At 60.1% G+C, this 22305-nt stretch carries 23 protein-coding genes; 14 read left to right on the forward strand and 9 right to left on the reverse strand.

The genetic code is table 11. The features are described from left to right. On the forward strand, positions 1 to 1020 hold a 1020-nt coding region (locus tag L6D63_RS20920), incomplete at its 5' end, for a hypothetical protein (protein ID WP_236170382.1). An 86-nt stretch (positions 1021 to 1106) separates the two neighbouring features. On the opposite strand, the gene L6D63_RS20925 is transcribed toward L6D63_RS20920, so the two are convergent. After that, positions 1107 to 2432, reverse strand: a complete 1326-nt coding sequence (locus tag L6D63_RS20925; protein WP_121185728.1) for a sigma-54 dependent transcriptional regulator — start codon at positions 2430 to 2432, stop codon at positions 1107 to 1109. Between the two features lie 345 nt (positions 2433 to 2777). On the opposite strand from L6D63_RS20925, the gene L6D63_RS20930 reads away from it, so the two are divergent. From L6D63_RS20930 to nhaB, 3 genes are all read left to right on the forward strand, one after another. After that, entirely contained in the window at positions 2778 to 3044 is a 267-nt protein-coding gene (locus L6D63_RS20930) for a hypothetical protein (protein WP_041064446.1), read from the forward strand. A 278-nt stretch (positions 3045 to 3322) separates the two neighbouring features. Then, the gene (locus L6D63_RS20935; protein ID WP_131671769.1) at positions 3323 to 4612 is read left to right on the forward strand and encodes an NHL repeat-containing protein; all 1290 of its coding nucleotides are present in this window, start codon (positions 3323 to 3325) and stop codon (positions 4610 to 4612) included. 68 nt (positions 4613 to 4680) lie between these two features. Continuing rightward, on the forward strand, positions 4681 to 6183 hold the full coding sequence (nhaB, locus tag L6D63_RS20940; protein ID WP_131671768.1) for a sodium/proton antiporter NhaB: 1503 nt from the start codon (positions 4681 to 4683) through the stop codon (positions 6181 to 6183). Positions 6184 to 6284: 101 nt separating this feature from the next. Here the strand turns inward: nhaB and L6D63_RS20945 are convergent, their stop codons facing one another. Genes L6D63_RS20945 through gnd form a run of 3 tightly spaced genes read right to left on the reverse strand, consistent with a single transcriptional unit; the run spans position 6285 to position 9612 of the window. Continuing rightward, complete coding sequence (locus L6D63_RS20945; RefSeq protein WP_095669071.1) at positions 6285 to 7091, reverse strand: HAD family hydrolase; 807 nt, start codon at positions 7089 to 7091, stop codon at positions 6285 to 6287. After that, positions 7088 to 8611, reverse strand: a complete 1524-nt coding sequence (gene zwf, locus L6D63_RS20950; RefSeq protein WP_041064450.1) for a glucose-6-phosphate dehydrogenase — start codon at positions 8609 to 8611, stop codon at positions 7088 to 7090. Before zwf ends, L6D63_RS20945 begins: the two co-directional genes overlap by 4 nt. Next, positions 8608 to 9612: a phosphogluconate dehydrogenase (NAD(+)-dependent, decarboxylating) gene (gene gnd / locus L6D63_RS20955; protein WP_309295586.1), complete on the reverse strand. Its 1005-nt coding sequence runs from the start codon at positions 9610 to 9612 to the stop codon at positions 8608 to 8610. The genes zwf and gnd overlap by 4 nt, the downstream gene beginning before the upstream one ends. Positions 9613 to 9861: 249 nt before the next feature. Here gnd and L6D63_RS20960 point away from each other — a divergent pair, with 249 nt between their 5' ends. Next, on the forward strand, positions 9862 to 10044 hold the full coding sequence (locus tag L6D63_RS20960) for a DUF6026 family protein (RefSeq protein ID WP_041064455.1): 183 nt from the start codon (positions 9862 to 9864) through the stop codon (positions 10042 to 10044). A 199-nt stretch (positions 10045 to 10243) separates the two neighbouring features. Next, complete coding sequence (locus tag L6D63_RS20965) at positions 10244 to 11992, forward strand: phosphoethanolamine transferase CptA (protein ID WP_131671765.1); 1749 nt, start codon at positions 10244 to 10246, stop codon at positions 11990 to 11992. Between the two features lie 340 nt (positions 11993 to 12332). On the opposite strand, the gene galU is transcribed toward L6D63_RS20965, so the two are convergent. Further along, positions 12333 to 13172 carry a UTP--glucose-1-phosphate uridylyltransferase GalU gene (gene galU / locus L6D63_RS20970; protein ID WP_007912230.1) on the reverse strand — a complete coding sequence of 280 codons (840 nt, stop codon included), beginning with the start codon at positions 13170 to 13172 and terminating at the stop codon, positions 12333 to 12335. A gap of 258 nt (positions 13173 to 13430) precedes the next feature. Between galU and L6D63_RS20975 the strand changes: the two genes are divergently transcribed. Together L6D63_RS20975 and L6D63_RS20980 are read left to right on the forward strand one after the other, a co-directional pair. Next, positions 13431 to 13616 (forward strand): hypothetical protein, encoded by a 186-nt coding sequence (locus L6D63_RS20975; protein ID WP_007964653.1) that lies wholly within the window; start codon positions 13431 to 13433, stop codon positions 13614 to 13616. 152 nt (positions 13617 to 13768) lie between these two features. Further along, positions 13769 to 14056: a hypothetical protein gene (locus L6D63_RS20980; protein WP_131671764.1), complete on the forward strand. Its 288-nt coding sequence runs from the start codon at positions 13769 to 13771 to the stop codon at positions 14054 to 14056. A gap of 3 nt (positions 14057 to 14059) precedes the next feature. Here L6D63_RS20980 and L6D63_RS20985 read toward each other — a convergent pair whose 3' ends face one another. Beyond that, on the reverse strand, positions 14060 to 14290 hold the full coding sequence (locus L6D63_RS20985; protein ID WP_027612691.1) for a hypothetical protein: 231 nt from the start codon (positions 14288 to 14290) through the stop codon (positions 14060 to 14062). Positions 14291 to 14362: 72 nt separating this feature from the next. After that, complete coding sequence (locus tag L6D63_RS20990; protein WP_003225393.1) at positions 14363 to 14719, reverse strand: hypothetical protein; 357 nt, start codon at positions 14717 to 14719, stop codon at positions 14363 to 14365. Between the two features lie 212 nt (positions 14720 to 14931). Here L6D63_RS20990 and L6D63_RS20995 point away from each other — a divergent pair, with 212 nt between their 5' ends. The 5 genes from L6D63_RS20995 to ada all read left to right on the forward strand — a co-directional run bounded on the left by L6D63_RS20995 (position 14932) and on the right by ada (position 18063). Then, complete coding sequence (locus L6D63_RS20995) at positions 14932 to 15234, forward strand: DUF1883 domain-containing protein (protein WP_131671762.1); 303 nt, start codon at positions 14932 to 14934, stop codon at positions 15232 to 15234. A gap of 22 nt (positions 15235 to 15256) precedes the next feature. Then, entirely contained in the window at positions 15257 to 15433 is a 177-nt protein-coding gene (locus L6D63_RS21000; RefSeq protein WP_155416817.1) for a hypothetical protein, read from the forward strand. 94 nt (positions 15434 to 15527) lie between these two features. Further along, complete coding sequence (locus L6D63_RS21005; RefSeq protein WP_131671761.1) at positions 15528 to 16238, forward strand: 2OG-Fe(II) oxygenase; 711 nt, start codon at positions 15528 to 15530, stop codon at positions 16236 to 16238. A gap of 5 nt (positions 16239 to 16243) precedes the next feature. After that, positions 16244 to 16909: a DNA oxidative demethylase AlkB gene (gene alkB, locus L6D63_RS21010; protein WP_131671781.1), complete on the forward strand. Its 666-nt coding sequence runs from the start codon at positions 16244 to 16246 to the stop codon at positions 16907 to 16909. 86 nt (positions 16910 to 16995) lie between these two features. After that, the gene (gene ada, locus L6D63_RS21015) at positions 16996 to 18063 is read left to right on the forward strand and encodes a bifunctional DNA-binding transcriptional regulator/O6-methylguanine-DNA methyltransferase Ada (protein WP_131671759.1); all 1068 of its coding nucleotides are present in this window, start codon (positions 16996 to 16998) and stop codon (positions 18061 to 18063) included. Here the strand turns inward: ada and L6D63_RS21020 are convergent. Next, the gene (locus L6D63_RS21020) at positions 18060 to 18518 is read right to left on the reverse strand and encodes a GyrI-like domain-containing protein (protein ID WP_131671757.1); all 459 of its coding nucleotides are present in this window, start codon (positions 18516 to 18518) and stop codon (positions 18060 to 18062) included. The two genes, ada and L6D63_RS21020, sit on opposite strands and share 4 nt — an antisense overlap. A 62-nt stretch (positions 18519 to 18580) precedes the next feature. Continuing rightward, entirely contained in the window at positions 18581 to 19564 is a 984-nt protein-coding gene (gene acuI, locus L6D63_RS21025; protein WP_095669066.1) for an acrylyl-CoA reductase (NADPH), read from the reverse strand. Between the two features lie 190 nt (positions 19565 to 19754). On the opposite strand from acuI, the gene L6D63_RS21030 reads away from it, so the two are divergent. Then, positions 19755 to 22214: an autotransporter gene (locus tag L6D63_RS21030; RefSeq protein WP_131671756.1), complete on the forward strand. Its 2460-nt coding sequence runs from the start codon at positions 19755 to 19757 to the stop codon at positions 22212 to 22214. Positions 22215 to 22305 lie beyond the last annotated feature (91 nt).

Here is a 22305-nt window from a genome sequence, read left to right on the forward strand (position 1 = left end):
GGGGGCGCAGCGGGGGGCAGCGGGGCTTCTTATGGCCAGTCGCTGGCCGACGATTCGCAACCGGCACAGAGTGTGTCCAACCTCTACGACGAGGCCAGCGGCTTCTTCGGCGGCGGCAAATTCAGCTTTGAAACCGGTGTGACCTACTCGCGTTACGACACCCGGCAGCTGATCCTCAACGGCTTCCTCGCACTGGACTCGATCTTTCTCGGCAACATCAACCTCGACCGGATCAAGGCTGACACCTGGACGCTGGACCTGACCGGCCGCTACAACTTCGACAACCGCTGGCAGTTCGACGTCAACGTACCGGTGGTCTACCGCGAGTCGACCTACCAGTCCGGCGGCGGCAACGGTGGTGCATCGAACGTCACGACGGAACAGGATGTTTCGCGTGATCCAACCATCGGCGACGTCAACTTCGGTATCGCCTACAAGTTCCTCGACGAGTCGGTCAACACCCCGGACGCCGTGGTCACCCTGCGAGTCAAGGCGCCAACGGGCAAGGATCCGTTCGGGATCAAATTGCGCCAGACCGATGCCAACTCCAACCTGTTCGTGCCTGATACCTTGCCCACCGGTAACGGCGTCTGGTCGATCACTCCCGGGGTTTCGCTGGTCAAGACGTTCGACCCGGCGGTGTTGTTCGGCAGCCTGTCCTACACCCACAACCTGGAGGAGTCGTTTGACGACATCAGTGCCACCGTCAATCAGAAAACGCCAGGCAAGGTCAGCATTGGCGACAGCTTCCAGATCGGCGCCGGTATCGCGTTTGCACTCAACGAAAAGATGAGTATGTCGTTTTCGATGTCTGATCTGGTGCAACGCCGCAGCAAACTCAAACCCGATGGCGGGGATTGGCAATCGGTGGTGTCCAGTGACGCCAACGCGGGTTACTTCAACGTCGGCATGACCATTGCCGCCACGGATAACCTCACCATCGTACCCAACCTGTCGATCGGCATGACCCCGGATGCCCCGGACTTCTCCTTCAGCCTGAAATTCCCGTACTACTTCTAAAGCGAAAGATCGCAGCCTGCGGCAGCTCCTACAGGGATTACAACTGTAGGAGTCGTCGCAGGCTGCGATCTTTTGAGCTTTGGTTTCTAGCGAATCTGATGTTTGTGCAGCAGGCGATAAAACGTTGGCCGGGAGACCCCAAGCACTTTCGCTGCGACGCTGAGGTTGTCGCTGTGCCGGTTCAATACATCGCACAAGGCTTGGCGTTCGGCCCGGGTCTTGTAGTCTTCAAGCGTGCCCATCGGCGTGGAGACTGAGTGCTGACTGATCAACCCCAGATCCCGGGCTTCAATTTGCCGCCCCTCCGCCAGCACCAGCCCCCGTCGCACGCGGTTGGCCAACTCGCGCACATTACCCGGCCAGTCGTGCTTGCCCATGGCGATCAACGCATCCTCGCTGAAGCTGCGTGGACGGCGGCCGGTTTCATGGCTGTAGAAATGAGAAAAGTGGTTGGCCAGCATCGACAGATCACCGTGTCGCTCGCGTAATGGCGCGGTTACCACTTGCAGCACATTGAGGCGGTAATACAGGTCTTCGCGAAAGCGTTTTTTCTCGATGGCGGCTTCCAGGTCGACGTGGGTGGCCGCGAGGACGCGCACATCCACCGGAATCGGCTGGCTGCCACCGACACGCTCAATGTGTTTCTCCTGCAGGAAACGCAGCAGATTGGCCTGCAATTCCAGCGGCAAATCGCCGATTTCATCGAGAAACAGCGTGCCACCGTTGGCCGCTTCGATGCGCCCGACCTTGCGCTGATGGGCACCGGTAAAGGCACCTTTTTCGTGGCCAAACAGTTCGGACTGAATCAAGTGTTCGGGAATCGCCCCGCAATTGATCGCCACAAACGGCTTGCTGTGGCGCTGGGACTGGCGGTGCAGCGTGCGCGCGACCAGTTCTTTGCCGGTACCGCTTTCACCGCGGATCAATACCGGGGACTCGGTCGGCGCCAGTTTGCTCAACAGTTTTCGCAGCTCGCGGATCGGCTTGCTGTCGCCGAGCAACTCGTGTTCCGGCTGATCGACGTGAATCGTGCCTTGTCCACGCAAACGCGCCATGCCGAACGCACGCCCAAGGGTCACCTGGACCCGCGAGACATCGAACGGCAATGTATGGAAATCGAAAAACCATTCGCAGACGAAGTCGCCAACGTTCTGCAACCGCAGGACCTCCTGATTCAGCACCGCGATCCACTCGGTGCCGCTGCGGCTGATCAGTTCCTTGACGGCTTCCGGGCGCTCGAGGTGAAAGGGTTGCAATCTGAGCAGGCCGACGTCGCATGGCCGATCGGCGGCATTTTCCAGGGTACAGCTGTCGACATCCCAGCCCACCGCGCGCAATCCGGGTAACAGGCGGTGACAATCGTCACAGGGGTCGACTACCAATAAACGTCGTAACGCTGGCGCTTCGATCATGACTGTTCCTTGGCGCCAAATTTGAGGAAATTATTGTAAAAACAGTCATTTGGCAGACCCGACTGTAACATTAGCAAGAAATTGACAGGGGCTTGTATCGATTGCTTATAGGCGTACAAGCTAAAGAGTTATAAGAAGCCGGGTTATTAGTTAGCTATCGAGTTGCGCTCTTTCGCCAGGCTTTCAAAAACTGTCGAAATCCTGAGCATAAGCAATAAAGTTGAAATTTCTCCGTTTCGTGTGTGACCTGCTTCGGGGTTGCGTGCATCAGTACAAGTAACCAGCCGAACGGTAAGCCCAACCGACGGCACATCACTTGATTGGGCACGACAGAGAGAAGACCCCATGACCGCCCCGCTCCGTATCAACGAAGCTCTTTTGATTGCCAACCATGCATTTAAACCTTTCCAGTGCGTGGCCTGGGCCCCACAAGACGGCAACGGCGAACTGAACCTGACCGTCATCGACCGTACCAACTCGCATATCGGCCGCAAGCAGATTCCAAGCAGCGCTTACTCCGACCCGGCGCAACTGGAACAACTGCTGCAGCAGGCACGCGCCGAACTGAGCGAAGAAGGTTACCTGTTGCAATCGTGGTCGATGCCGCACTGATCAGAAGGTAATGCGGACGACTTCCAGTCGTCCGCCCTGCTCTTTTTATTTATCTGTTGCTGTTTATCTCCAGTACGTTTGTATAACTTTCTTTAAAGCGTCAGGCGACACTGCTTGGCAGGCTTTCATTTGGTTCAAAAAGACACTGTTCTGGCACAGTGCGACCCTCCACCTGTTAGTTATGTCAGTTGTACTTCGGCGTATTCAGGGATTGAATGTTTCGCTCATGCAGTTACCCGCCCGATCCGGGCCTGGTCAACTTGCAAGGAGAAGCATGCATGTCCCCCGAGAACGCCGTTGCGCTCCCGCCGTCAAAGACTCACGCCGGGCAACTCGACAGAGATTTTGCCCACTCCGGCATTGCCCAAGTGTATTTCGCCGGCAGCGTGTCGAGCATGACTCAAGGCCTGGCCCTTGATCCACAAGGCCGGGTGTTGGTGGCTGCCAAGATTGGCACTGCCGCAGGCAGCCGTTTCGGGTTGGCGCGAATGCTTCCCGACGGTTCTGCCGATCTCGGCTTCGGCGCTCAAGGCAGCGTGATCGGCGAATTCGCCCCCGGATTCGAAGCCATGGGTGCCAAGGTGCAAGTGTTGCCAGACGGACGCATTCTGCTGGCCGGCCTGCATTATGAGAACGCTCACCGTACCCTGCCCGCCTGCGCCCGATTCACGGCTGACGGCTTGCCTGACCCATCGTTTGGTGACAATGGTCGACAAGTCGTGCGCCTGCCGGGTGACCTGTCCGTCGGCTCTCGGGATAGCTGGCTTCCGCCCGGTGTGCCGGGGGCCGAAGCATGCGACTTCGCGGTGCAGGACGACGGGCACATTCTGCTGATTGCCAATCACCACTTCGAATTGGCCGACCATGCCGGCATGCTGATTCGTCTGACTCCAGACGGCACCCTCGATCCCGGCTTCAATGGCCGTGGTTTCGTGATGATCCGTCACCTGCTGCTCAACACCTGGCTCAACTGCCTGCTGCTGCAAGAGGATGGGCGCATCATCGTTGCCGGCGCCATCGACTTTCCTCAGGAAGGTCTGGTGGCACGTTATCTGCCCGACGGACGTCTGGATGAGCGCTTTGCGGTGGACGGTTTCCTCGCCTTCAAGGCCCACGGACAAAGCGCGATGGTCAGTCAGGTGCTGCATTCGATGGAGCATCTGCATTGCTTTGGCAGCAGCCGCGACCCGATCCGCTGCATGGCGCTGAGCCTGCACCCCAACGGTCGCCCGGAGTTGCGCAACCATGCCGGCCACCCGCATCTGCTGGAGATCGGCCCCAGTGGCTGCCAGTGGAGCGCGGCGCAGTGCATGACCGATGGCCGCATCATTGCGGTGGGCGCGACGATTGGCGGTATCGAGGCCGATTTCATCGTCGCGCGCTACCTGCCCGACGGCCAAATAGACCGCGAGTTCGGTAACGGCCACGGCTGGTTGCGCACGCGACTGGGACGCAGCCTGGATATCGCCAACTCACTGGCGGTGCAGGCCGATGGACACATTCTGGTCGGCGGCTATTCTCTGGACGGCAACTACCGGGCCATGATTGCCCGCTATCTGAATCAATAATCCCCCGAGACTTGAACTTGCCAGTCACTTGCGGCACTTTGCGCGCTTCTTAATACAAGGAGCAACCGATGTCCGGTTCACTGGCCCAGGCCTTCGCGCATAATTTCCTCGGGCACTCGCCCCGCTGGTACAAGGCGAGCATCGTCGGCTTCCTGATCCTCAATGCCGTGGTGCTATTTACCGTCGGCCCGGTCGCCGCTGGCTGGCTGCTGGTGATCGAATTCATTTTCACACTGGCCATGGCCCTCAAGTGCTATCCGTTGATGCCCGGCGGCTTGTTGTTGATTGAAGCCCTGCTGCTGAAGATGACCACGCCGCAGGCGCTATACGATGAGTTGGTGCACAACTTCCCGGTGATCCTGCTGCTGATGTTCATGGTCGCCGGCATTTACTTCATGAAGGATCTGCTGCTGTTTCTGTTCTCGCGGCTGCTGCTGGGCGTACGCTCCAAGGCGATTCTGGCGCTGATGTTCTGCTTCCTCTCGGCGTTTCTGTCGGCGTTTCTCGATGCCCTGAGCGTGACGGCGGTGATCATCAGCGCCGCCGTCGGCTTCTATTCGGTTTACCACCGTGTGGCCTCGGGCAACGATCCGCGTCAGGAAAGCGAGTTCAGCGACGACCGACACTTGCCGGTGCTGCACCATGACGACCTGGAACAGTTTCGGGCGTTTCTGCGCAGCCTGCTGATGCATGGCGCTGTGGGCACCGCACTCGGCGGCGTCTGCACCTTGGTGGGCGAACCGCAGAACCTGTTGATCGGCCATGAGATGGGTTGGCACTTCGCGGCGTTTTTCCAGAAAGTCGCGCCGGTCTCAATGCCGGTGCTGGTGGCTGGGCTGGCGACCTGCGTACTGCTGGAAAAACTGCGCTGGTTTGGCTATGGCACCCTGCTGCCGGACAACGTCCGCGCCGTGCTGGCCAATTACGCCGCCGAAGATGACGCCGACCGCACTCCACGTCAGCGTGCCGCGCTGCTGGTGCAAGGCACTGCTGCGTTGATTCTGATTGGCTGCCTGGCGTTTCACGTTGCCGAGGTTGGCTTGATCGGCCTGATGGTGATCGTGTTGATCACCGCGTTTACCGGCATCACCGACGAACACCGTCTGGGCAACGCATTCAAGGACGCCATGCCGTTCACCGCGTTGCTGGTGGTGTTTTTTGCCGTGGTGGCAGTGATTCATGATCAACAGCTGTTTGCCCCGTTGATCCAATGGGTGCTGGCACTGCCGGCGGAGCAACAGCCGGGCATGCTGTTCATTGCCAACGGTCTGCTCTCGGCGATCAGCGATAACGTGTTCGTCGCCACGATCTACATCACCGAAGTGAAACAGGCTTTCCTGTCCGGGCACATGAGCCGCGAGCATTTCGAGACGCTGGCCATCGCGATCAACACCGGCACCAACCTGCCGAGCGTGGCGACGCCAAACGGTCAGGCTGCGTTCCTGTTCCTGCTGACCTCGGCGATTGCCCCGCTGGTACGCCTGTCGTACGGGCGGATGGTGTGGATGGCATTGCCATACACCGTGGTGATGGGCTTGCTGGGCTGGTACGCCGTCAGCTACTGGCTCTGACAACTACCTCATGCAGGAGCTGCCGAAGGCTGCGATCTGTCGATCTTGCTGCATAAAAAACAAGATCAAAAGATCGCAGCCTGCGGCAGCTCCTACAAATGTTACTTGAGGATGTACTTCTCGATCGCCAGGGCTACGCCATCTTGGGTGTTTGGCGCAGTCACCACATCAGCCTGACGCTTCACTGCCTCTTCCGCCTGCCCCATGGCTATCGACAATCCCGCGCAATGGAACATCGCCGGGTCGTTACCGCCATCGCCAATCGCCGCCGTCTGCTCCAGCGCGATGCCCAGATGCTCAGCAATCGTCGACAACGCGGTGCCCTTGTTGGCCTCCAGCGCCGTCACATCCAGATAAACCGGTTGTGAACGCGAGACCTGAGCCATGCCGTTGACCTTGGGCAGCAGGCGCGCCTCAAGTTCAATCAGCAAATCCGTGTTGTTGCTGGTCGCGACGATCTTGTCGATGCGCTCCAGATACGGCTCGAAACTCTCGACCACCACCGGCGGATAACCGAGGCCGTGCTGTTCGCGCGGCACCATCGGCCCGTGTGGATCCTTGAGCAGCCAGTCGCCACCGCTGAACACCCAGATTTCCACTTCCGGCTGGTCGGCGAACAACGCCAAAGCAATCAACGCCGTCGGCACCGGCAAGTAATGCGCCACCAGCACGCTGCCGTCCGGATTGACGATGGTGCCGCCATTGAAGGCGGCGGTCGGCAGGTCGACCCCCAAGGCTTCGATCTGCTGCAACATGGCCTTGGGTGGGCGTCCGGTGGCCAGGCTGAACAACACACCCGCCTCGCGCAGCGAGCGCACTGCATCAATGGTGCGCTGACTCAGGCTGTGATCGGGCAGCAACAGCGTGCCGTCCATGTCACTCAATAAAAAACGGATCGACTCCCTCATCCCAGGCCATGCCAGACGCGACCATCGCGAGTCAGCAGATCGTTGGCAGCTTGTGGACCGTCTTCCCCGGCGGCGTATGTCTGCACGCTCGCGTCCTGCTGCCAGGCATCAAGGAACGGTTGCACTGCGCGCCAGCCGTTCTCGATGTTGTCGGCGCGCTGGAACAGCGTCTGGTCGCCGGTCAGGCAGTCGTAGATCAGCGTTTCGTAACCGGTGGATGGCTGCATTTCGAAGAAATCCTTGTACGCGAACCCCAGCTCGATGTTGGCCATGTTCAACGCCGGCCCCGGCCGTTTGGCCAGCAGGTCGAACCACATGCCTTCGTTGGGCTGGATCTGGATACGCAGATAAGTCGGCTGCAGTTCATCGACTTCGGTGTCGCGGAACTGCGCATACGGCGCCGGTTTGAAGCAGATGACGATTTCGGTGTCGCGCACGCTCATGCGTTTGCCGGTGCGCAGGTAGAACGGCACGCCAACCCAGCGCCAGTTGTCGATCATGACTTTCAACGCGACATAGGTTTCGGTGTTGCTGTCAGGCGACACGTTGGCTTCCTGGCGATAGCCATTCAACGCTTTGCCATCGACTTCGCCGGCGCTGTACTGACCGCGTACCGAATTGGCCCGCGCCTCTTCGACGCTCCACGGGCGGATCGCGCCGACCACTTTGGCCTTTTCACCGCGCACGGCGTCAGCGCCAAACGCAGCCGGCGGCTCCATGGCGACCATCGCCAGCAACTGGAACAGATGATTGGGCACCATGTCGCGCAGCGCACCGGTGTGTTCGTAAAAACTGCCACGGGTTTCAACGCCGACGGTTTCCGCGGCGGTGATTTGCACGTGGTCGATGTAATGGTTGTTCCAGAACGCTTCGAACAAGCTGTTGGAGAACCGGCTGACCAGAATGTTCTGCACGGTTTCCTTGCCCAGATAATGGTCGATCCGATAGATCTGTTTCTCGGACATGACCTTGAGCAGGCAGGCGTTCAAGGCTTCGGCAGTGTGCAGGTCGGAACCGAACGGTTTCTCGATCACCACCCTTCTGAACGCTTCGGGGGTTTCTTCGAGCAGTTTGGCGGCGCCGAGACGGCGTACCACTTCACTGAAAAAACGTGGCGCGGTGGCCAGGTAGAACACCGCGTTGCCCGTGCCGCTGTCGGCGATTTTTGCCGCCAGCGCGGAATAGGTGCTGTCGTCCAGGAAATCGCCCTGGACGTAGCTGATACCTTTGGCGAGCTTGGCCCACAAGGCCGGATCAAGCATCTGATCGCCCTTGCCGACCTTCGCCGCCACTTCGGTACGGATGAAGTCTTCGAGTTTTTGCGCGAAGGCCTCATCGGTAATGGCGTTGTGGTCAACGCCGACGATCCGCAGATTCTCGTCAAGCAAGCCGTCGCGACTGAGGTTATACAGCGCCGGCATCAGCAAGCGCTTGACCAGGTCGCCGTGGGCACCGAACAAAAACAGCGTGGTCGGTGGTGCGGGTTCTGCCTTGGATTTTCTGCGGATCGTATGGGTCATTTCTTCGGTGTCTCCACGTGGCCGCCGAAGCCGAAGCGCTGGGCCGAGAGGATCTTGTCGCCAAAGGTGCCCTGGCCACGCGAGCGGTAGCGCGAGAACAGCGAGTTCGACAGCACCGGAACCGGCACCGCTTGCTCCATGGCCGCTTCGATGGTCCATTGACCTTCGCCGCTGTCCGCCACCGAACCGGAGAATCCGTCGAGCTTCGGATCGCTGGCCAGCGCGTCGGCGGTCAGGTCGAGCAGCCAAGAGGATACGACGCTGCCACGACGCCAGACTTCAGCGATGTCGGCCACGTTCAGGTCGAAACGCTGATCTTCTGGCAGGCGCTCGCTGGATTTGGTCTTGAGGATGTCGAAGCCCTCGGCGAAGGCAGCCATCATGCCGTACTCGATGCCGTTGTGAATCATCTTCACGAAATGCCCGGCACCGGCGGGACCGGCGTGGATGTAGCCGTGTTCGGCGCGGTGATCCTCGGACTTGCGATCCTTTGTACGCGGAATCTCGCCCATGCCCGGCGCCAGAGCGGCGAAAAGCGGGTCGAGACGGTTCACGGCCTCGGCATCGCCGCCGATCATCATGCAGTAACCGCGCTCCAGGCCCCAGACGCCGCCGGAAGTGCCAACGTCGATGTAGTGCAGACCTTTTTCGGCGAGGGTCTTGGCCCGGCGAATATCATCCTTATAGTTGGTGTTGCCGCCATCGATGATGGTGTCGCCGGCTTCCAGCAAATCGCTCAGGGTGTTGATGGTGTCTTCGGTCGGCGCACCGGCCGGCAGCATGACCCACACGGCACGTGGCTTGGCCAGGCCGGCGACCAGCGCAGGCAGATCGGCAACGCCCGTGGCGCCCTCGGCGGCCAGGGTGTCGACAAAGGCGGTATTGCGGTCGTAAACAACGGTGGTGTGACCGTTGAGCATCAGACGCCGCGCAATATTGCCGCCCATGCGGCCCAGTCCAATAATCCCGAGTTGCATGTGCTGATGCTCCTTACTACAAATAAAAGTGTGTCATTGGTTATAGCCCAACGCGACTAATGGAGGTTAGTCCAGAGCGTCGGGCCGAAGTTTCCGGGCATTGTGCCCGATCCAGACTGATAACGCCCCGAATCCTGCCGAAGACACACCGACCATGAAAAATAAAAAAGTTCCATTCACGGGCAAAAGAAATCAAAATTGGCGCCGATAGCAGATCTGTAGCCCGGCACCGGGACAATCTGCAGTTGAGACACGCCATTTGCGAGGTGAGCAATGGGCACAGTACACACAGCAATGCCGCCACAAACCCTGTATGTCACGATCCGTCGCGATGAATTGCGCCAGTTGAAGGACGAGCGCGACCAGTTGAAGCAGGAGCTGGCGCAATTGCGCTCGCTGACCCAGGGCGCTCAGCCCAAACCTCTGCCGGTTGTCCAGCGTCAACCGCACGCCTGACCTGCCCCGCCAGCATCGGGAACGGCGCCTGTCGTTCCCGTCATGATCCGCTCCCGCCAGCAATCAGCAACTAACGAAGTTTTCACATTACGTTCGTGATACTCGCGCCCCATCTGGCCGTGCGTTTGCGCGCGGCTTCCGTTCGTCGGTTTGCTGTAGTGTTCCGGCGGTGGTTAGTGACGATGAGCTGGAGTGCTGAATGGCATTGTTCAAACGCAGCAAAACGACTGCGACAGGTTTCGATTGGGCCGGGGTTCTCTGGCTCTTTGCTTTTTTCTGGTACTTCTCGGGCATCACCCAACTGTTGATCCAACTGACCGGCACCTCCGGTTTCAGCGGTTTCCGTCAGGCCTTCGTGATGAGTGCGCTGTGGCTCGCCCCGATGCTGGCGTTTCCCAAACGCACCAAACTGCTGGCTGCGCTGATCGGTATCGTCCTGTGGGCCTGTTCCATGGCCAGCCTGGGCTACTTCTTCATCTATCAGCAGGAGTTCTCGCAAAGCGTCATCTTCATCATGTTCGAGTCGAACGTGTCGGAAGCCGGCGAGTACATGACCCAGTACTTTGCCTGGTGGATGATCCCGGCGTTCCTCGCGCATACCGCTTTCGCCTACTTTCTCTGGACACGCCTGCGCCCGGTGTACATGCCCCGTGGCCGCGCCTACGTTGCGGCGCTGGCAATCCTGATTGCCGTGGTCGGCTATCCGCTGATCAAGCAGACCCAGCGCACCGGCAGTTTCGCCGGCGGCTTCGAGAAGTTCGAAGACCGCATCGAGCCGGCGGTGCCTTGGCAAATGGCCGTGGCTTACCACCGATACCTCGACACTCTGGCCGGCATGCAGGACATGCTGCACAGTGCAAGCAAGGTCCCGCCGCTGCATAACCTCAAGGCTGCCGACGCGGATAAACCGTCGACGCTGGTGCTGGTGATCGGCGAATCGACCAACCGCCAGCGTATGAGCCTGTATGGCTATGGCCGCGAGACCACGCCGGAACTGGACAAACTCAAGGATCAGCTCGCGGTGTTCGACAACGTCATCACCCCGCGCCCGTATACCATTGAGGCGTTGCAGCAGGTGCTGACCTTCGCCGACGAAGAAAATCCGGACTTGTACCTGTCCACGCCGTCACTGGTCAGCATGATGAAACAGGCCGGCTACAAGACCTTCTGGATCACCAACCAGCAGACCATGACCAAGCGCAACACCATGCTCACGACCTTCTCCGAACAGGCCGACGAGCAGGTGTACCTGAACAACAACCGCAACCAGAACGCCGCGCAGTACGACGGTGACGTGATTGAGCCGTTCAACAAGGCCCTGAGTGACCCGGCGCAGCGCAAGTTGATCGTCGTGCATCTGCTCGGCACGCACATGAGCTATCAGTACCGCTATCCGCCGACCTTCGACAAGTTCCAGGACCGTGCCGGCGTGCCAGCCGGCGTGCGTGACGATCAGGTGCCGACCTACAACAGCTACGACAACGCCGTGTTGTATAACGATTTCGTGGTATCGAGCCTGATCAAGGACTACGCCAAGTCCGATCCGAATGGTTTCCTGCTGTACCTCTCCGACCACGGTGAAGATGTGTTTGACTCGGTCGGCCACAACACCCTCGGCCGTAACGAGAACAAACCGACGGCACCGATGTACACCATCCCGTTCATGGCCTGGGCATCGCCGAAATGGCGCGAGAACCATGACTGGAACTTTGCCGCCGACCTGAGCCGGCCGTACAGCAGCTCGCATCTGATCCACACTTGGGCAGACATGGCCGGTTTGAGTTTCGATGAACTGGACCGCAGCAAGAGCCTGGTCAGCGACAGCTTCAAACCGCGTCCGCTGATGATCGGCAACCCGTACGAACGCGAGCAGCGCGCCCTGATCGACTTCAGCCTGATGAAGCCGAAGAAGGTCGATCCCACCGCAGCGAATGTCGTGCAGCAGTAACCGCCTGGAAGGCGCCGGTTTCGAGAGATCGCAATCGGAGTAACGCATAAAGAAAAAGCTCCGTATCGCAAGATACGGAGCTTTTTTCGTTCTGGGCGGACGGGTTGCCCGTTTGCGCGGCCCTGCAGTGCCGCCTGAAGGGAATCGGGGCAGCGAGCAAGCATGCCCGCACCCTCCCCCGTTAAAAAGCAGCCAGCACGCTCAGAAGGCTTCAGCCAATCGCGCCGCCAGGCCCAAGGTTTTTTCCAGCACAAAAGCAAACGCCCCGAACAGGTCGGGGCGTTTGTGGGTGCATTCGCCTGGGTGCTTTCACACCCTTCGCGTTGCAGATCCGGCGTTATCAGTAAGCCTTGCCGGTCTTGTAGAAGTTCTCGAAGCAGAAGTTGGTCGCTTCGATGTAGCCTTCGGCGCCACCGCAGTCAAAACGCTTGCCCTTGAACTTGTAGGCCATGACGCAGCCGTTCTGGGCCTGCTTCATCAGGGCGTCGGTGATCTGGATTTCACCGCCCTTGCCTGGCTCGGTCTGCTCGATCAGGTCGAAGATGTCCGGCGTCAGGATGTAACGACCAATGATCGCCAGGTTCGACGGTGCGTCTTCCGGCTTTGGCTTCTCGACCATGCTGTGTACGCGGTAGATGTCGTCGCGGATCATCTCGCCGGCGATCACGCCGTACTTGCTGGTTTCCTGCGGGTCGACTTCCTGGATGGCGATGATCGAGCAGCGGAACTGCTTGTACAGCTTGACCATCTGGGTCAGTACGCCGTCGCCTTCGAGGTTGACGCACAGGTCGTCCGCCAGTACCACGGCGAAGGGTTCATCGCCGATCAGCGGGCGACCGGTGAGGATCGCATGGCCCAGACCTTTCATTTCGGTCTGACGGGTGTAGGAGAACGAGCACTCGTCGAGCAGCTTGCGGATGCCGACCAGGTATTTTTCCTTGTCGGTGCCCTTGATCTGGTTTTCCAGCTCATAGCTGATGTCGAAGTGGTCTTCCAGAGCGCGCTTGCCACGACCGGTCACGATCGAGATTTCAGTCAGGCCAGCGTCCAGAGCTTCTTCAACGCCGTACTGGATCAGTGGCTTGTTTACCACCGGCAGCATTTCTTTGGGCATGGCTTTAGTCGCTGGCAGGAAGCGAGTACCGTAACCGGCTGCTGGGAACAAGCATTTCTTGATCATATAAGTCCTTGAAAGGGCTGTGTGTACGAGTTTCGGCGCAGTCTAATCAGGCGGCGTGCACCTTACAATGCCCCGCACTGGCTAACCGATGCCAACATAGAGAAATATTCTCGCCGATAGTTCCGTTGGCAACTTCGACCCGCGAAAACAGAGTAGCTCAAACACGCAAATGCGCCGCATCACTCTACGCTGATCATCCCCCAATGTGAGGTTTTGTCGGTATCATGGCGCCTTTGAACCAGCGAACGAGACAGATAGATGGCCGCGGTAAAAATCATCAACGGGTATGTGATCGACAAGAAAGACGGCAAGTGGAACCTGACCACGACCAATGGCGAACACATCGCCGGGCCTTTCGACAGCGAGCAGCTGGCGACTGATGTGGCGTCGGTGTTCACTGACACCCCTGCGTCGTCCAAACGCCGTGGCAAAGATCAGGACTGACCGGTTGCGACACGCGCCGAGCCCTGCCCTTGCGCAGGGCTTTTTTGTGGCCGCTCGCAAACCCGATGAAAACAAGTGGCCAATCGCTATAACCTTTTCACTCCGGCGCTGTCAGAGCGTTTAGCCCCTCCCTCGCTGAAGACGACACACTTATGAACATGAACAAAATGCTGCCGCTGATCGCGGTATTGGCCCTGGGTGGCTGTGCCACCTCGCAAACCACCTACTTGAACAACGGCGAACAGGGTTTGAGTATCGACTGCTCCGGGGAAGCCAACTCCTGGGCCACCTGCTACGAAAAAGCCGATGCTTCCTGCGCGGGCACCGGTTATCGCATTGTCGGTACCGACGGCACACCGGCACCCAAGGAAAGCGACAAGACCCTGGGAGTCGATGTCGGCAACTATAAAAACCGCAGCGTGGTGGTGGTCTGCAAATAGACCCTACATGTGGATCTCAGCGAACTTGATCCCGAGCCCGCGCACGATCTCGATCAGATCGTCGAGCCGGGCGAAGGATTCGACTTCGTCGTTATCGTCGACCAGGAAATAGCTGCGACCGGCGCTCTTCTTGAAAAACACGATCCACTCACCCGAGTTCGCCGGATTCTGAATCACATGCGTGGCAGAGATAAGGCCCTCTGCATGCCGTTCCCGTACTTGCTCTCGCTTCATGCGCGACTCCAGAAATGAAAATGCCGCCACAGCATGACTGTGGCGGCACTGGTGCTGATGGCCGCTATTCTATCAGCCGGAAATGCAGGCATTGGCGGCGTTTTGCACGTCACGAGGACGAATCGGCACATTGGACATGCGTTCATGCAACTTGATGCTGCTGCCGCCGGAACGGTCGTCGATATCAAACACCGCTGCCGCGCCAGTGGAAAATTTCCCGGGAACAATCACCCGCACGCCATCCTTGTGCGGCTGCATCTGCAGTGCGCCGCGACTGTTAGCCAGCTTGTCCGCCAGGCACTGCGCATACTCATGGGGTTTCTTGCCGGAAATCACGCTCATGGTGGGCAAGGTTTCATTGATTTCGGAAACACTCGCGCAACCACCCATGACCAACATCAACGGCAGACACACCACACCCCACTTCATACAAATACCTCCCATAAAGACCCTCGGACAGCAGTAATGCCATTTTTCTCCGAGGCTTACTCCATTAAACCCGCAGCGAATCGCGAATAACCGTTTTTAATTGTCAAAGCAGCGCTCGACGGCGGGATAATAACCCGTTCGGGCTGATAAACTGCGCCAATCGCACATGCTATCGTTTTGATTTAGTAGAAAAAGCCCTTCTGGAGGCGCCCATGAAATTCATTCACCAGCGCGAGCACCTCAACGAAGACGACATTGTCGTCATCCAATGCTCGCAAACCTGCAACATCCGCTTGATGAACGACGCCAACTTCCGTGCGTTCAAGAACGGCGGCCGCCACACCTACCACGGCGGCGCTTTCGACACGTTTCCGGCGCGCATCACCGCGCCGAGCACCGGTTTCTGGAACATCACCATCGACACCGTCAGCCGGCGCGCCATCAGCGTCACGCGCAAACCGAACCTGACCCACTCGATCAAGATCATCCGCCGCTCCAGCTCCAAACTGAGCTGAGTCGCCCCAACGCAAGGTAAGCATGACCGTGGCCCAAACGACCAAATACGTCATCAAATACAAACTCAACGGCGAGCGCCGCTTCGAGTTCGCGCAACTGCAAAACGGCACCGTGGAAGAAGCCAGGGCTGCACTGGATGCCATCCACGGCCAGACCGAAGATGTGATCAGCGATATCGCCGTCAGCAAAGCCCTGTAACGCAACACCCCGGATTCGACCGCAAGCGGCAGAGTGTTCTGCCGCCGGGATTTGCCCAGACTGACAGCCTCGACCAAAGGGTTCAGGAGTCAGAATGTCAATGTCCCCGTCTCGGCTGGATGCGCTCGATTGGGCGAGCCTCGAACAGCATCTGGATCAATATGGCTATGCCATCGTCCGCTCACTGCTGTCGGCGCAAACCTGTGAGCGCTTGAGCGCCCTGTATTCGCAGACCGAACCGTTTCGTTCGCAGGTCATCATGGCTCGCCACGGTTTCGGTCGCGGGGAATACAAGTACTTCAGCTATCCCCTGCCGACAACCATCGAACGTCTGCGCACTGCGCTTTACTCGCGCCTGGTGCCGCTGGCCAACCGCTGGTACGAACGCATGCATGTGCCTGTACGCTTTCCCGCAACCCATGCCGGGTTTGTGCAGCGCTGTCACGCTGCCGGCCAACTGCGGCCGACACCCTTGCTGTTGCAATACGGCCCGCAGGACTACAACTGCCTGCATCAGGATCTGTACGGAGATCTAATTTTCCCACTGCAAGTGGCGATTCTTCTGTCGGAGCCCGGACAGGATTTTACCGGTGGAGAGTTCGTCCTGACCGAGCAGCGTCCACGCCTGCAGTCGCGACCACACGTCGTGGATCTGCAAAAGGGTGACGCCGTTATATTCGCGGTCAACCAGCGCCCGGTCAGCGGCACACGCGGCGATTATCGGGTGACCATGCGTCATGGCGTCAGTCGCCTGCACAGCGGAAACCGGCATACTCTGGGCATCATCTTCCACGACGCAGTATGAGCAGCATGCAACCGAGCCACTTCGACCTGTTCGCCGACCACGAACCCGAGCAACAACCCCGCGCCGAGCAAATCGGTGAACAATCGTGGGTTTTGCGCGGTTTCGCCCTGCCGATGATCGATCAACTGTTGCCGGCGCTGGAGGGCGTTCTCGCCGCAGCGCCATTGCGTCACATGATGACCCCGGGCGGTTTCAGCATGTCAGTGGGCACCAGCAGCTGCGGAGCGCTGGGCTGGATCACCGATCGCAGCGGTTATCGCTACAGCACCGTGGATCCGCTGAGCGGCAGGCCGTGGCCGGCAATGCCCCAAGTGTTGTTCGAACTGGCAGAGAGAGCGGCGCTGCGCGCAGGATTTGCCGGATTTCACGCCGATTCGTGCCTGATCAACCAATACGTCCCCGGCGCCAAGATGTCTTTGCACCAGGACAAGGACGAACATGACTACGCGGCGCCGATCGTTTCGTTGTCCTTGGGGTTGCCGGCAAAGTTCCTGTTCGGTGGTTTTGTCCGCAGCGACAAGAGCCAGCGCATTCCTCTGCTGCACGGCGACATGGTGGTCTGGGGCGGGGTCGATCGCCTGCGTTTTCACGGTGTGCTGCCGATCAAGCCCGGCCGGCATCCGCGTCTGGGCGAGCGGCGGATCAATCTGACCTTCCGGGTCGCCGGGTGATCTGAAAAGTTTGACCGCAAGGCCCGGAGTGCTACGCACATTGCTGCTGGTTAACCTGAATCAAACAGGTCAACGGACTACTCGTCATGAAAAAGCTTTCGCCGATCATCAATGTTGAAACCGATCCACGCTGGGCCGCCGTGATCGCGCGGGATCCGCGAGCCGACGGGCAGTTTGTCTATGCGGTAAAAACCACCGGCATCTATTGCCGCCCGAGCAGCCTTTCGCGTTTGCCCAAGCCGCAAAATGTCGAATTTTTCGACAGCGCCGAAGCAGCCGAGGCGGCGGGTTATCGTCCGAGCAAACGCACTCGCAAGGATCAGACCGACGTCGCCGCCCAACATGCCGCGACGGTGGCGCTGGCCTGCCGGCAGATCGAAACCTGCGAAACTGCGCCGGCGCTTAACCAGCTCGCCGCGACCGCCGGCCTCAGCCCCTTCCATTTTCATCGCGTATTCAAGGCCGCTACCGGTCTGACGCCAAAGGGTTACGCGGCGGCGCATCGCTCGCGCCGGGTGCGGGAACGGCTCGCGAATGGCGGTTCGGTGACCGATGCGCTGTACGACGCCGGCTTCAATTCCAACAGCCGCTTTTACGAATCGGCCGACAAGCTGCTGGGCATGAAGCCCGGTGACTATCGCGCTGCCGGGCGCAATAACGACATACACTTTGCCGTTGGCCAATGTTCGCTCGGGGCGATTCTGGTGGCGCAAAGCGAACGCGGGGTGTGCGCGATCCTGTTGGGCGACGATCCGCACCAACTGGTGTGTGATCTGCAGGATCAGTTCCGTCAGGCCAACCTGATTGGCGCCGACGCCGGGTTCGAACAGTTGATTGCCAAAGTGGTGGGCTTCATCGAAGCCCCGGCACTGGGCCTCGACTTGCCACTGGATGTGCGCGGCACCGCGTTTCAGGAGCGCGTCTGGCAGGCGTTGCGCGAAATCCCGGTGGGTCGCACCGCCAGTTACGCCGAAATCGCCCAACACATCGGCGCGCCGACTTCCATGCGCGCGGTGGCGCAAGCCTGCGGCGCCAACCGTCTGGCCGTGGCAATTCCTTGCCACCGCGTGGTGCGCAGCGATGGCAATCTCTCGGGGTATCGCTGGGGTGTGGAGCGCAAGCGCCAGTTGCTGGATCGCGAAACCCAGCCTTAGCGAATCCCGATGCAGACCGCCACGGACTCGGGGCCGGTATAGGCCTCGTAGTCGGTGGCATAGCGACGCTGAATCTGAGGGTTCTCCTCAAAGAAGGTCCAGATCCGTCTCCAAGTCGCAATGACCGCGTCAGGCAACGGCCCCTGCGCCTCGAACACCAGATATTCGCCGGCTTCGATCTGTACGGTCTCATAGCCTTTGGGTCGTGCATTGACCGCGACCCCCGCGGTGACATCGAATGCACCCGAGGCATCGGATTCATAGGCCGAATACACACCATAAATTGCAGAGCCCGGGATCTTGCCGGGAATACTCTCGGCCTGTTCTTCACTGAAAAACCGGCCCCACATCGGGCCGATCTTTGCGCTCTGGGGCTGGTGCTCTGCGGCGTTGGTCGTGCGCACACGCAGGCCGGCCACGGTGAAGGCGTCGATTTGCTGTCGTTTCAAATCCATCGAAAATGCCGCTCCCTGTCATAGAAGTGCGGCCACACAGGGCCGCAATGGCGCTTACTCTGTCAGCGATTGACGTCGACCACAACCCTGCCGCGCAGCTGTCCGGCGAGCAATTTGGGGGCCGCGTCGATGGCTTCGCTCAGGGCGATTTCGTGGCTGATCAAAGGCAACAAGGCGAAGTCCAGATCCTTGGCCAGACGTTTCCAGGCCTCGATCCGCCGGGCCTTGGGTTGGGTCACGCTGTTGATGCCCGCCAGGGTCACACCGCGCAGAATGAACGGCGCCACCGACGCAGGAAAATCCATACCCTGGGCCAGACCGCAGGCCGCCACCGTGCCTTCGGCGCGGGTGCTGGCACAGGCGTTGGCCAAGGTGTGGCTGCCGACCGAGTCGATCACGCCGGCCCAGCGTTCCCTGGCCAGCGGTTTGCCCGGTTCCGACAAGGTTGCGCGGTCGATGATCTCGCTGGCGCCCAGTTGCTTCAGGTACTCGTGCTCGGACACCCGGCCGGTGGATGCCACCACGCGATACCCGAGTTTGCTGAGCAAGGCGATGGCGAAACTGCCCACCCCTCCGTTGGCGCCGGTCACCAGCACTTCGCCCTGATCCGGCGTCACGCCGTTGCGCTCCAGCGCCAGAATGCACAGCATCGCCGTGTAGCCGGCGGTACCGATGGCCATCGCTTGCGCGGCGCTGAAGGCCTCGGGCAAGGGAATCAGCCAGTCGCCACGGAGCCGCGCCTTCTGTGCCAGGCCACCCCAGTGACTTTCGCCCACGCCCCAGCCATTGAGCAGCACCTGATCACCAACCTTGTAGTCAGGATGCGAGCTGACCTCGACCGTGCCCGCCAAGTCGATCCCAGGCACCATCGGAAACTGGCGTACCACCGGGCTGCTGCCGGTAATCGCCAGACCATCCTTGAAGTTCAGCGTGCTGTACGCCACCCGCACCGTTACGTCGCCTTCGGGCAACTGCGCTTCATCGATCTGCTGCAGGCTGGCGCGGTAACCGCTGTCGTCTTTGTCGATCAAAATGCCGTTGAACATGGCTGTCTCTCACTCAGTGGATTCAAATCCTCGCGCCTTGAAATAACACAAAGCAACACATTGCCCCACCCGACTTTGCGCCAATTCGCAAATCCGTCCAGTCATTCCAGAGCGGGCGACTATGCTTTTTCGACGGTCGTGCTTTCGCTGCCCCCCCTGCTGAAAGCGGCCTCTGTCGATGGAGCTGACAATGCCTTACCCGCGCTCATGGCTTGCAATCCTGATGCTGTGCCTGCTGACCGCCGGCAACCTGTGGGCCGCCCCGGCCACTGCCGACAAACCCGCGGCTGCCGACGCCGCCCCCGGCGCGCCGACGTGGCCGCAAGTGATCACCAGCGGCAAGGCCAGGCTGACCGTGTACCAGCCGCAACTCGACAGCTGGGATGGCTACACACTCAATGCCCGGGCGGCGGTCGAAGCCACCGGCGCCGACGGCAAACCCACTTACGGCATTGTCCAGTTCAGTGCGCACACGCTGGTCGACAAGGCCACGCGCTGGGTCGCACTGGATCAATACAAGATCATCAAGGCCGACTTCCCCGCCGATGCCAGCCAGGCGGATGTCTGGCTCGCGGCACTGCAAAAGGATGCCCAGAGCCGCAAGAAGACCATTTCCCTCGATCAACTCGAGGCCGCCGTCGGTGTGCTGTCGGCAGAGCAGAAAGCCGACAGCGCACCGCTGGAAAATACCCCGCCGGCGATCATCAGTTCCGACGTCCCCGCCCTGCTTGTCTATATTGATGGCGACGCGGCGTATCGCGCGGTCGAGGGCACCGGGTTGCAGCGGGTGATCAACACCCGCCCGTTATTGCTCAAGGACGCCGAGGGCAGGCACTACTTGCATGTGTTTGATGGCTGGATGGTCGCTGACAACCTCAGCGGCGAGTACACCCGCCTGACCGCACCGCCTGCCGATCTGGAGAAGGCCAAACAGGCGGCGATCCAGAGCCGCCAGGTCGATCTGCTGACCGGGCAGAGTGATCCGAAAGACAAGGTGCCAAATCTGGCCAAACCGCCGCAGCCGAAAATTTTCATCGCCACCACCCCCACCGAGCTGATCGTTACCGACGGGGCTGCGCAGTGGTCGCCGATCCAGGGCACCAGCCTGCTCTACGTGAGCAACACCACCGGACACATCTTCAAGGAAATCGGCGACCAGAACAGCTACGTGCTGATTTCCGGACGCTGGTTCCGGGCCGCCGACATGAACGGGCCGTGGACGTTTACCCCGGCGGACAAATTGCCTGCCGACTTCGCCAACATCCCCGACGACAGCCCGAAAGAGAACGTCAAGGCCTCCGTCGCCGGTACGCCGCAGGCCAAGGAAGCCGCGATTGCCGCCGCCATCCCGCAAACCTCGGCGATCAAGAAAAGTGCAGTGAAAATGACCGCGCCGCAGTTCGACGGCGAGCCGCAACTCAAACCGATCAACACCACGTCGCTGCAATATGTGGTCAACAGCGCGACGCCGATCATTCGTGTCGACGACGACAGCTGGTATGCCGTGGAGAACGGCATCTGGTTCACCGCAACGACAGTCAGCGGACCGTGGGTCGTCGCCAGTTCGGTACCGTCGGTGATCTATTCCATCCCGCCGAGTTCACCGATGCATTACCTCACTTACGTCAAAGTCTATGAGTCCAGCGGTGACACGGTGGTGGTTGGCTACACCCCGGGCTATCAAGGGTCGAACCTGGATCCGGCCACGGGTGTGGTGGTTTACGGCACCGGATATCCGTACACGCCGTGGGTCGGCAGTGTCTGGTATGGGCCGCCCGTGACCTACGGTTTCGGCGTCGCGATTCGCTACACACCCTGGACCGGCTGGACCTTCGGTTTCGGCTTCGGCTGGAGCTGGGGCGGCAACACCGTGGCAATGGGTTGGGGATGGGGCGCTTATCCGTGGTGGGGCAATTACGGCTGGGGTTATGCCTGGGGGCCGCGCCTGTATCCAGCGCCGCTGGCCTGGGGCGGCGCCGCTTACGGCTATCGCGGCGGTGCCGTGGCCTGGGGGCCCGGTGGCTGGGCCGGCACCACCGGCAACATTTATCGTCAGTGGGGCGACCGCGCGACCGTCAGCCGTTACGGCGCCGGCTACAACGCCTGGACCGGTAATCGCTGGGCCGGTCAGGTCGGCTCGTCCTATAACTCGCGCACCGGGATTGCCGCGGCGGGCCAGCGCGGTGCCGTACACAATGCCTACAACGGCAACTACGCGGCCGGACGCAGCGGTGAGGTGGTCGGGCCGAACGGTGGCGCCATCGCCGGCGGCCGAGTGACAGCGGGCAACGCACGCAACGGCACGCAAGTCACCGCCAACCGTGGCGCGGTGTACACCCCCAACACCGACAAGACCACGCAATATGCTGGCGTCAGGGGCCGCAACGGCGGCGCTGCACGGGTCGGCGACAACGTCTATGCCGGGCACGACGGTAACGTCTACAAGAAAACCGACAACGGTTGGCAATCAATGGTCAAGGGCAGCCCGACCCGCACGGCACCGGTCAACAACACGGCTCAACTGCAGAACCTCAATCGTGAATCTGCAGCGCGCAACTTCGGCAACCAGCGCACCAACAACTTTCACAACTCCTCGCAAGTCATGAACCGTTCATTTGGTGGCGGTGGCGGCGGTTTTCATCGACGCTGACGGCGCATGGCTGTCCGTGCGCGGAAAATTCGCGCTGGCCCTGAGTCCGGTTTTGCTGTTAAAAAACCGGCTCTGCCGTCCCTGCCCCGTT

It is taken from the genome of Pseudomonas parakoreensis, from assembly GCF_021602155.1.
GTDB lineage: Bacteria > Pseudomonadota > Gammaproteobacteria > Pseudomonadales > Pseudomonadaceae > Aquipseudomonas > Aquipseudomonas parakoreensis.

Bases quoted from the DNA above. Each gene is read 5' to 3' on its own strand.
- L6D63_RS20925 (WP_121185728.1), bottom strand. From the start codon at position 2,432: ATGATCGAAGCGCCAGCGTTACGACGTTTATTGGTAGTCGACCCCTGT.
- L6D63_RS20930 (WP_041064446.1), top strand. From the start codon at position 2,778: ATGACCGCCCCGCTCCGTATCAACGAAGCTCTTTTGATTGCCAACCAT.
- L6D63_RS20935 (WP_131671769.1), top strand. From the start codon at position 3,323: ATGTCCCCCGAGAACGCCGTTGCGCTCCCGCCGTCAAAGACTCACGCC.
- nhaB (WP_131671768.1), top strand. From the start codon at position 4,681: ATGTCCGGTTCACTGGCCCAGGCCTTCGCGCATAATTTCCTCGGGCAC.
- L6D63_RS20945 (WP_095669071.1), bottom strand. From the start codon at position 7,091: ATGAGGGAGTCGATCCGTTTTTTATTGAGTGACATGGACGGCACGCTG.
- zwf (WP_041064450.1), bottom strand. From the start codon at position 8,611: ATGACCCATACGATCCGCAGAAAATCCAAGGCAGAACCCGCACCACCG.
- L6D63_RS20960 (WP_041064455.1), top strand. From the start codon at position 9,862: ATGGGCACAGTACACACAGCAATGCCGCCACAAACCCTGTATGTCACG.
- L6D63_RS20965 (WP_131671765.1), top strand. From the start codon at position 10,244: ATGGCATTGTTCAAACGCAGCAAAACGACTGCGACAGGTTTCGATTGG.
- galU (WP_007912230.1), bottom strand. From the start codon at position 13,172: ATGATCAAGAAATGCTTGTTCCCAGCAGCCGGTTACGGTACTCGCTTC.
- L6D63_RS20975 (WP_007964653.1), top strand. From the start codon at position 13,431: ATGGCCGCGGTAAAAATCATCAACGGGTATGTGATCGACAAGAAAGAC.
- L6D63_RS20980 (WP_131671764.1), top strand. From the start codon at position 13,769: ATGAACATGAACAAAATGCTGCCGCTGATCGCGGTATTGGCCCTGGGT.
- L6D63_RS20985 (WP_027612691.1), bottom strand. From the start codon at position 14,290: ATGAAGCGAGAGCAAGTACGGGAACGGCATGCAGAGGGCCTTATCTCT.
- L6D63_RS20990 (WP_003225393.1), bottom strand. From the start codon at position 14,719: ATGAAGTGGGGTGTGGTGTGTCTGCCGTTGATGTTGGTCATGGGTGGT.
- L6D63_RS20995 (WP_131671762.1), top strand. From the start codon at position 14,932: ATGAAATTCATTCACCAGCGCGAGCACCTCAACGAAGACGACATTGTC.
- L6D63_RS21000 (WP_155416817.1), top strand. From the start codon at position 15,257: ATGACCGTGGCCCAAACGACCAAATACGTCATCAAATACAAACTCAAC.
- L6D63_RS21005 (WP_131671761.1), top strand. From the start codon at position 15,528: ATGTCAATGTCCCCGTCTCGGCTGGATGCGCTCGATTGGGCGAGCCTC.
- alkB (WP_131671781.1), top strand. From the start codon at position 16,244: ATGCAACCGAGCCACTTCGACCTGTTCGCCGACCACGAACCCGAGCAA.
- ada (WP_131671759.1), top strand. From the start codon at position 16,996: ATGAAAAAGCTTTCGCCGATCATCAATGTTGAAACCGATCCACGCTGG.
- L6D63_RS21020 (WP_131671757.1), bottom strand. From the start codon at position 18,518: ATGGATTTGAAACGACAGCAAATCGACGCCTTCACCGTGGCCGGCCTG.
- acuI (WP_095669066.1), bottom strand. From the start codon at position 19,564: ATGTTCAACGGCATTTTGATCGACAAAGACGACAGCGGTTACCGCGCC.
- L6D63_RS21030 (WP_131671756.1), top strand. From the start codon at position 19,755: ATGCCTTACCCGCGCTCATGGCTTGCAATCCTGATGCTGTGCCTGCTG.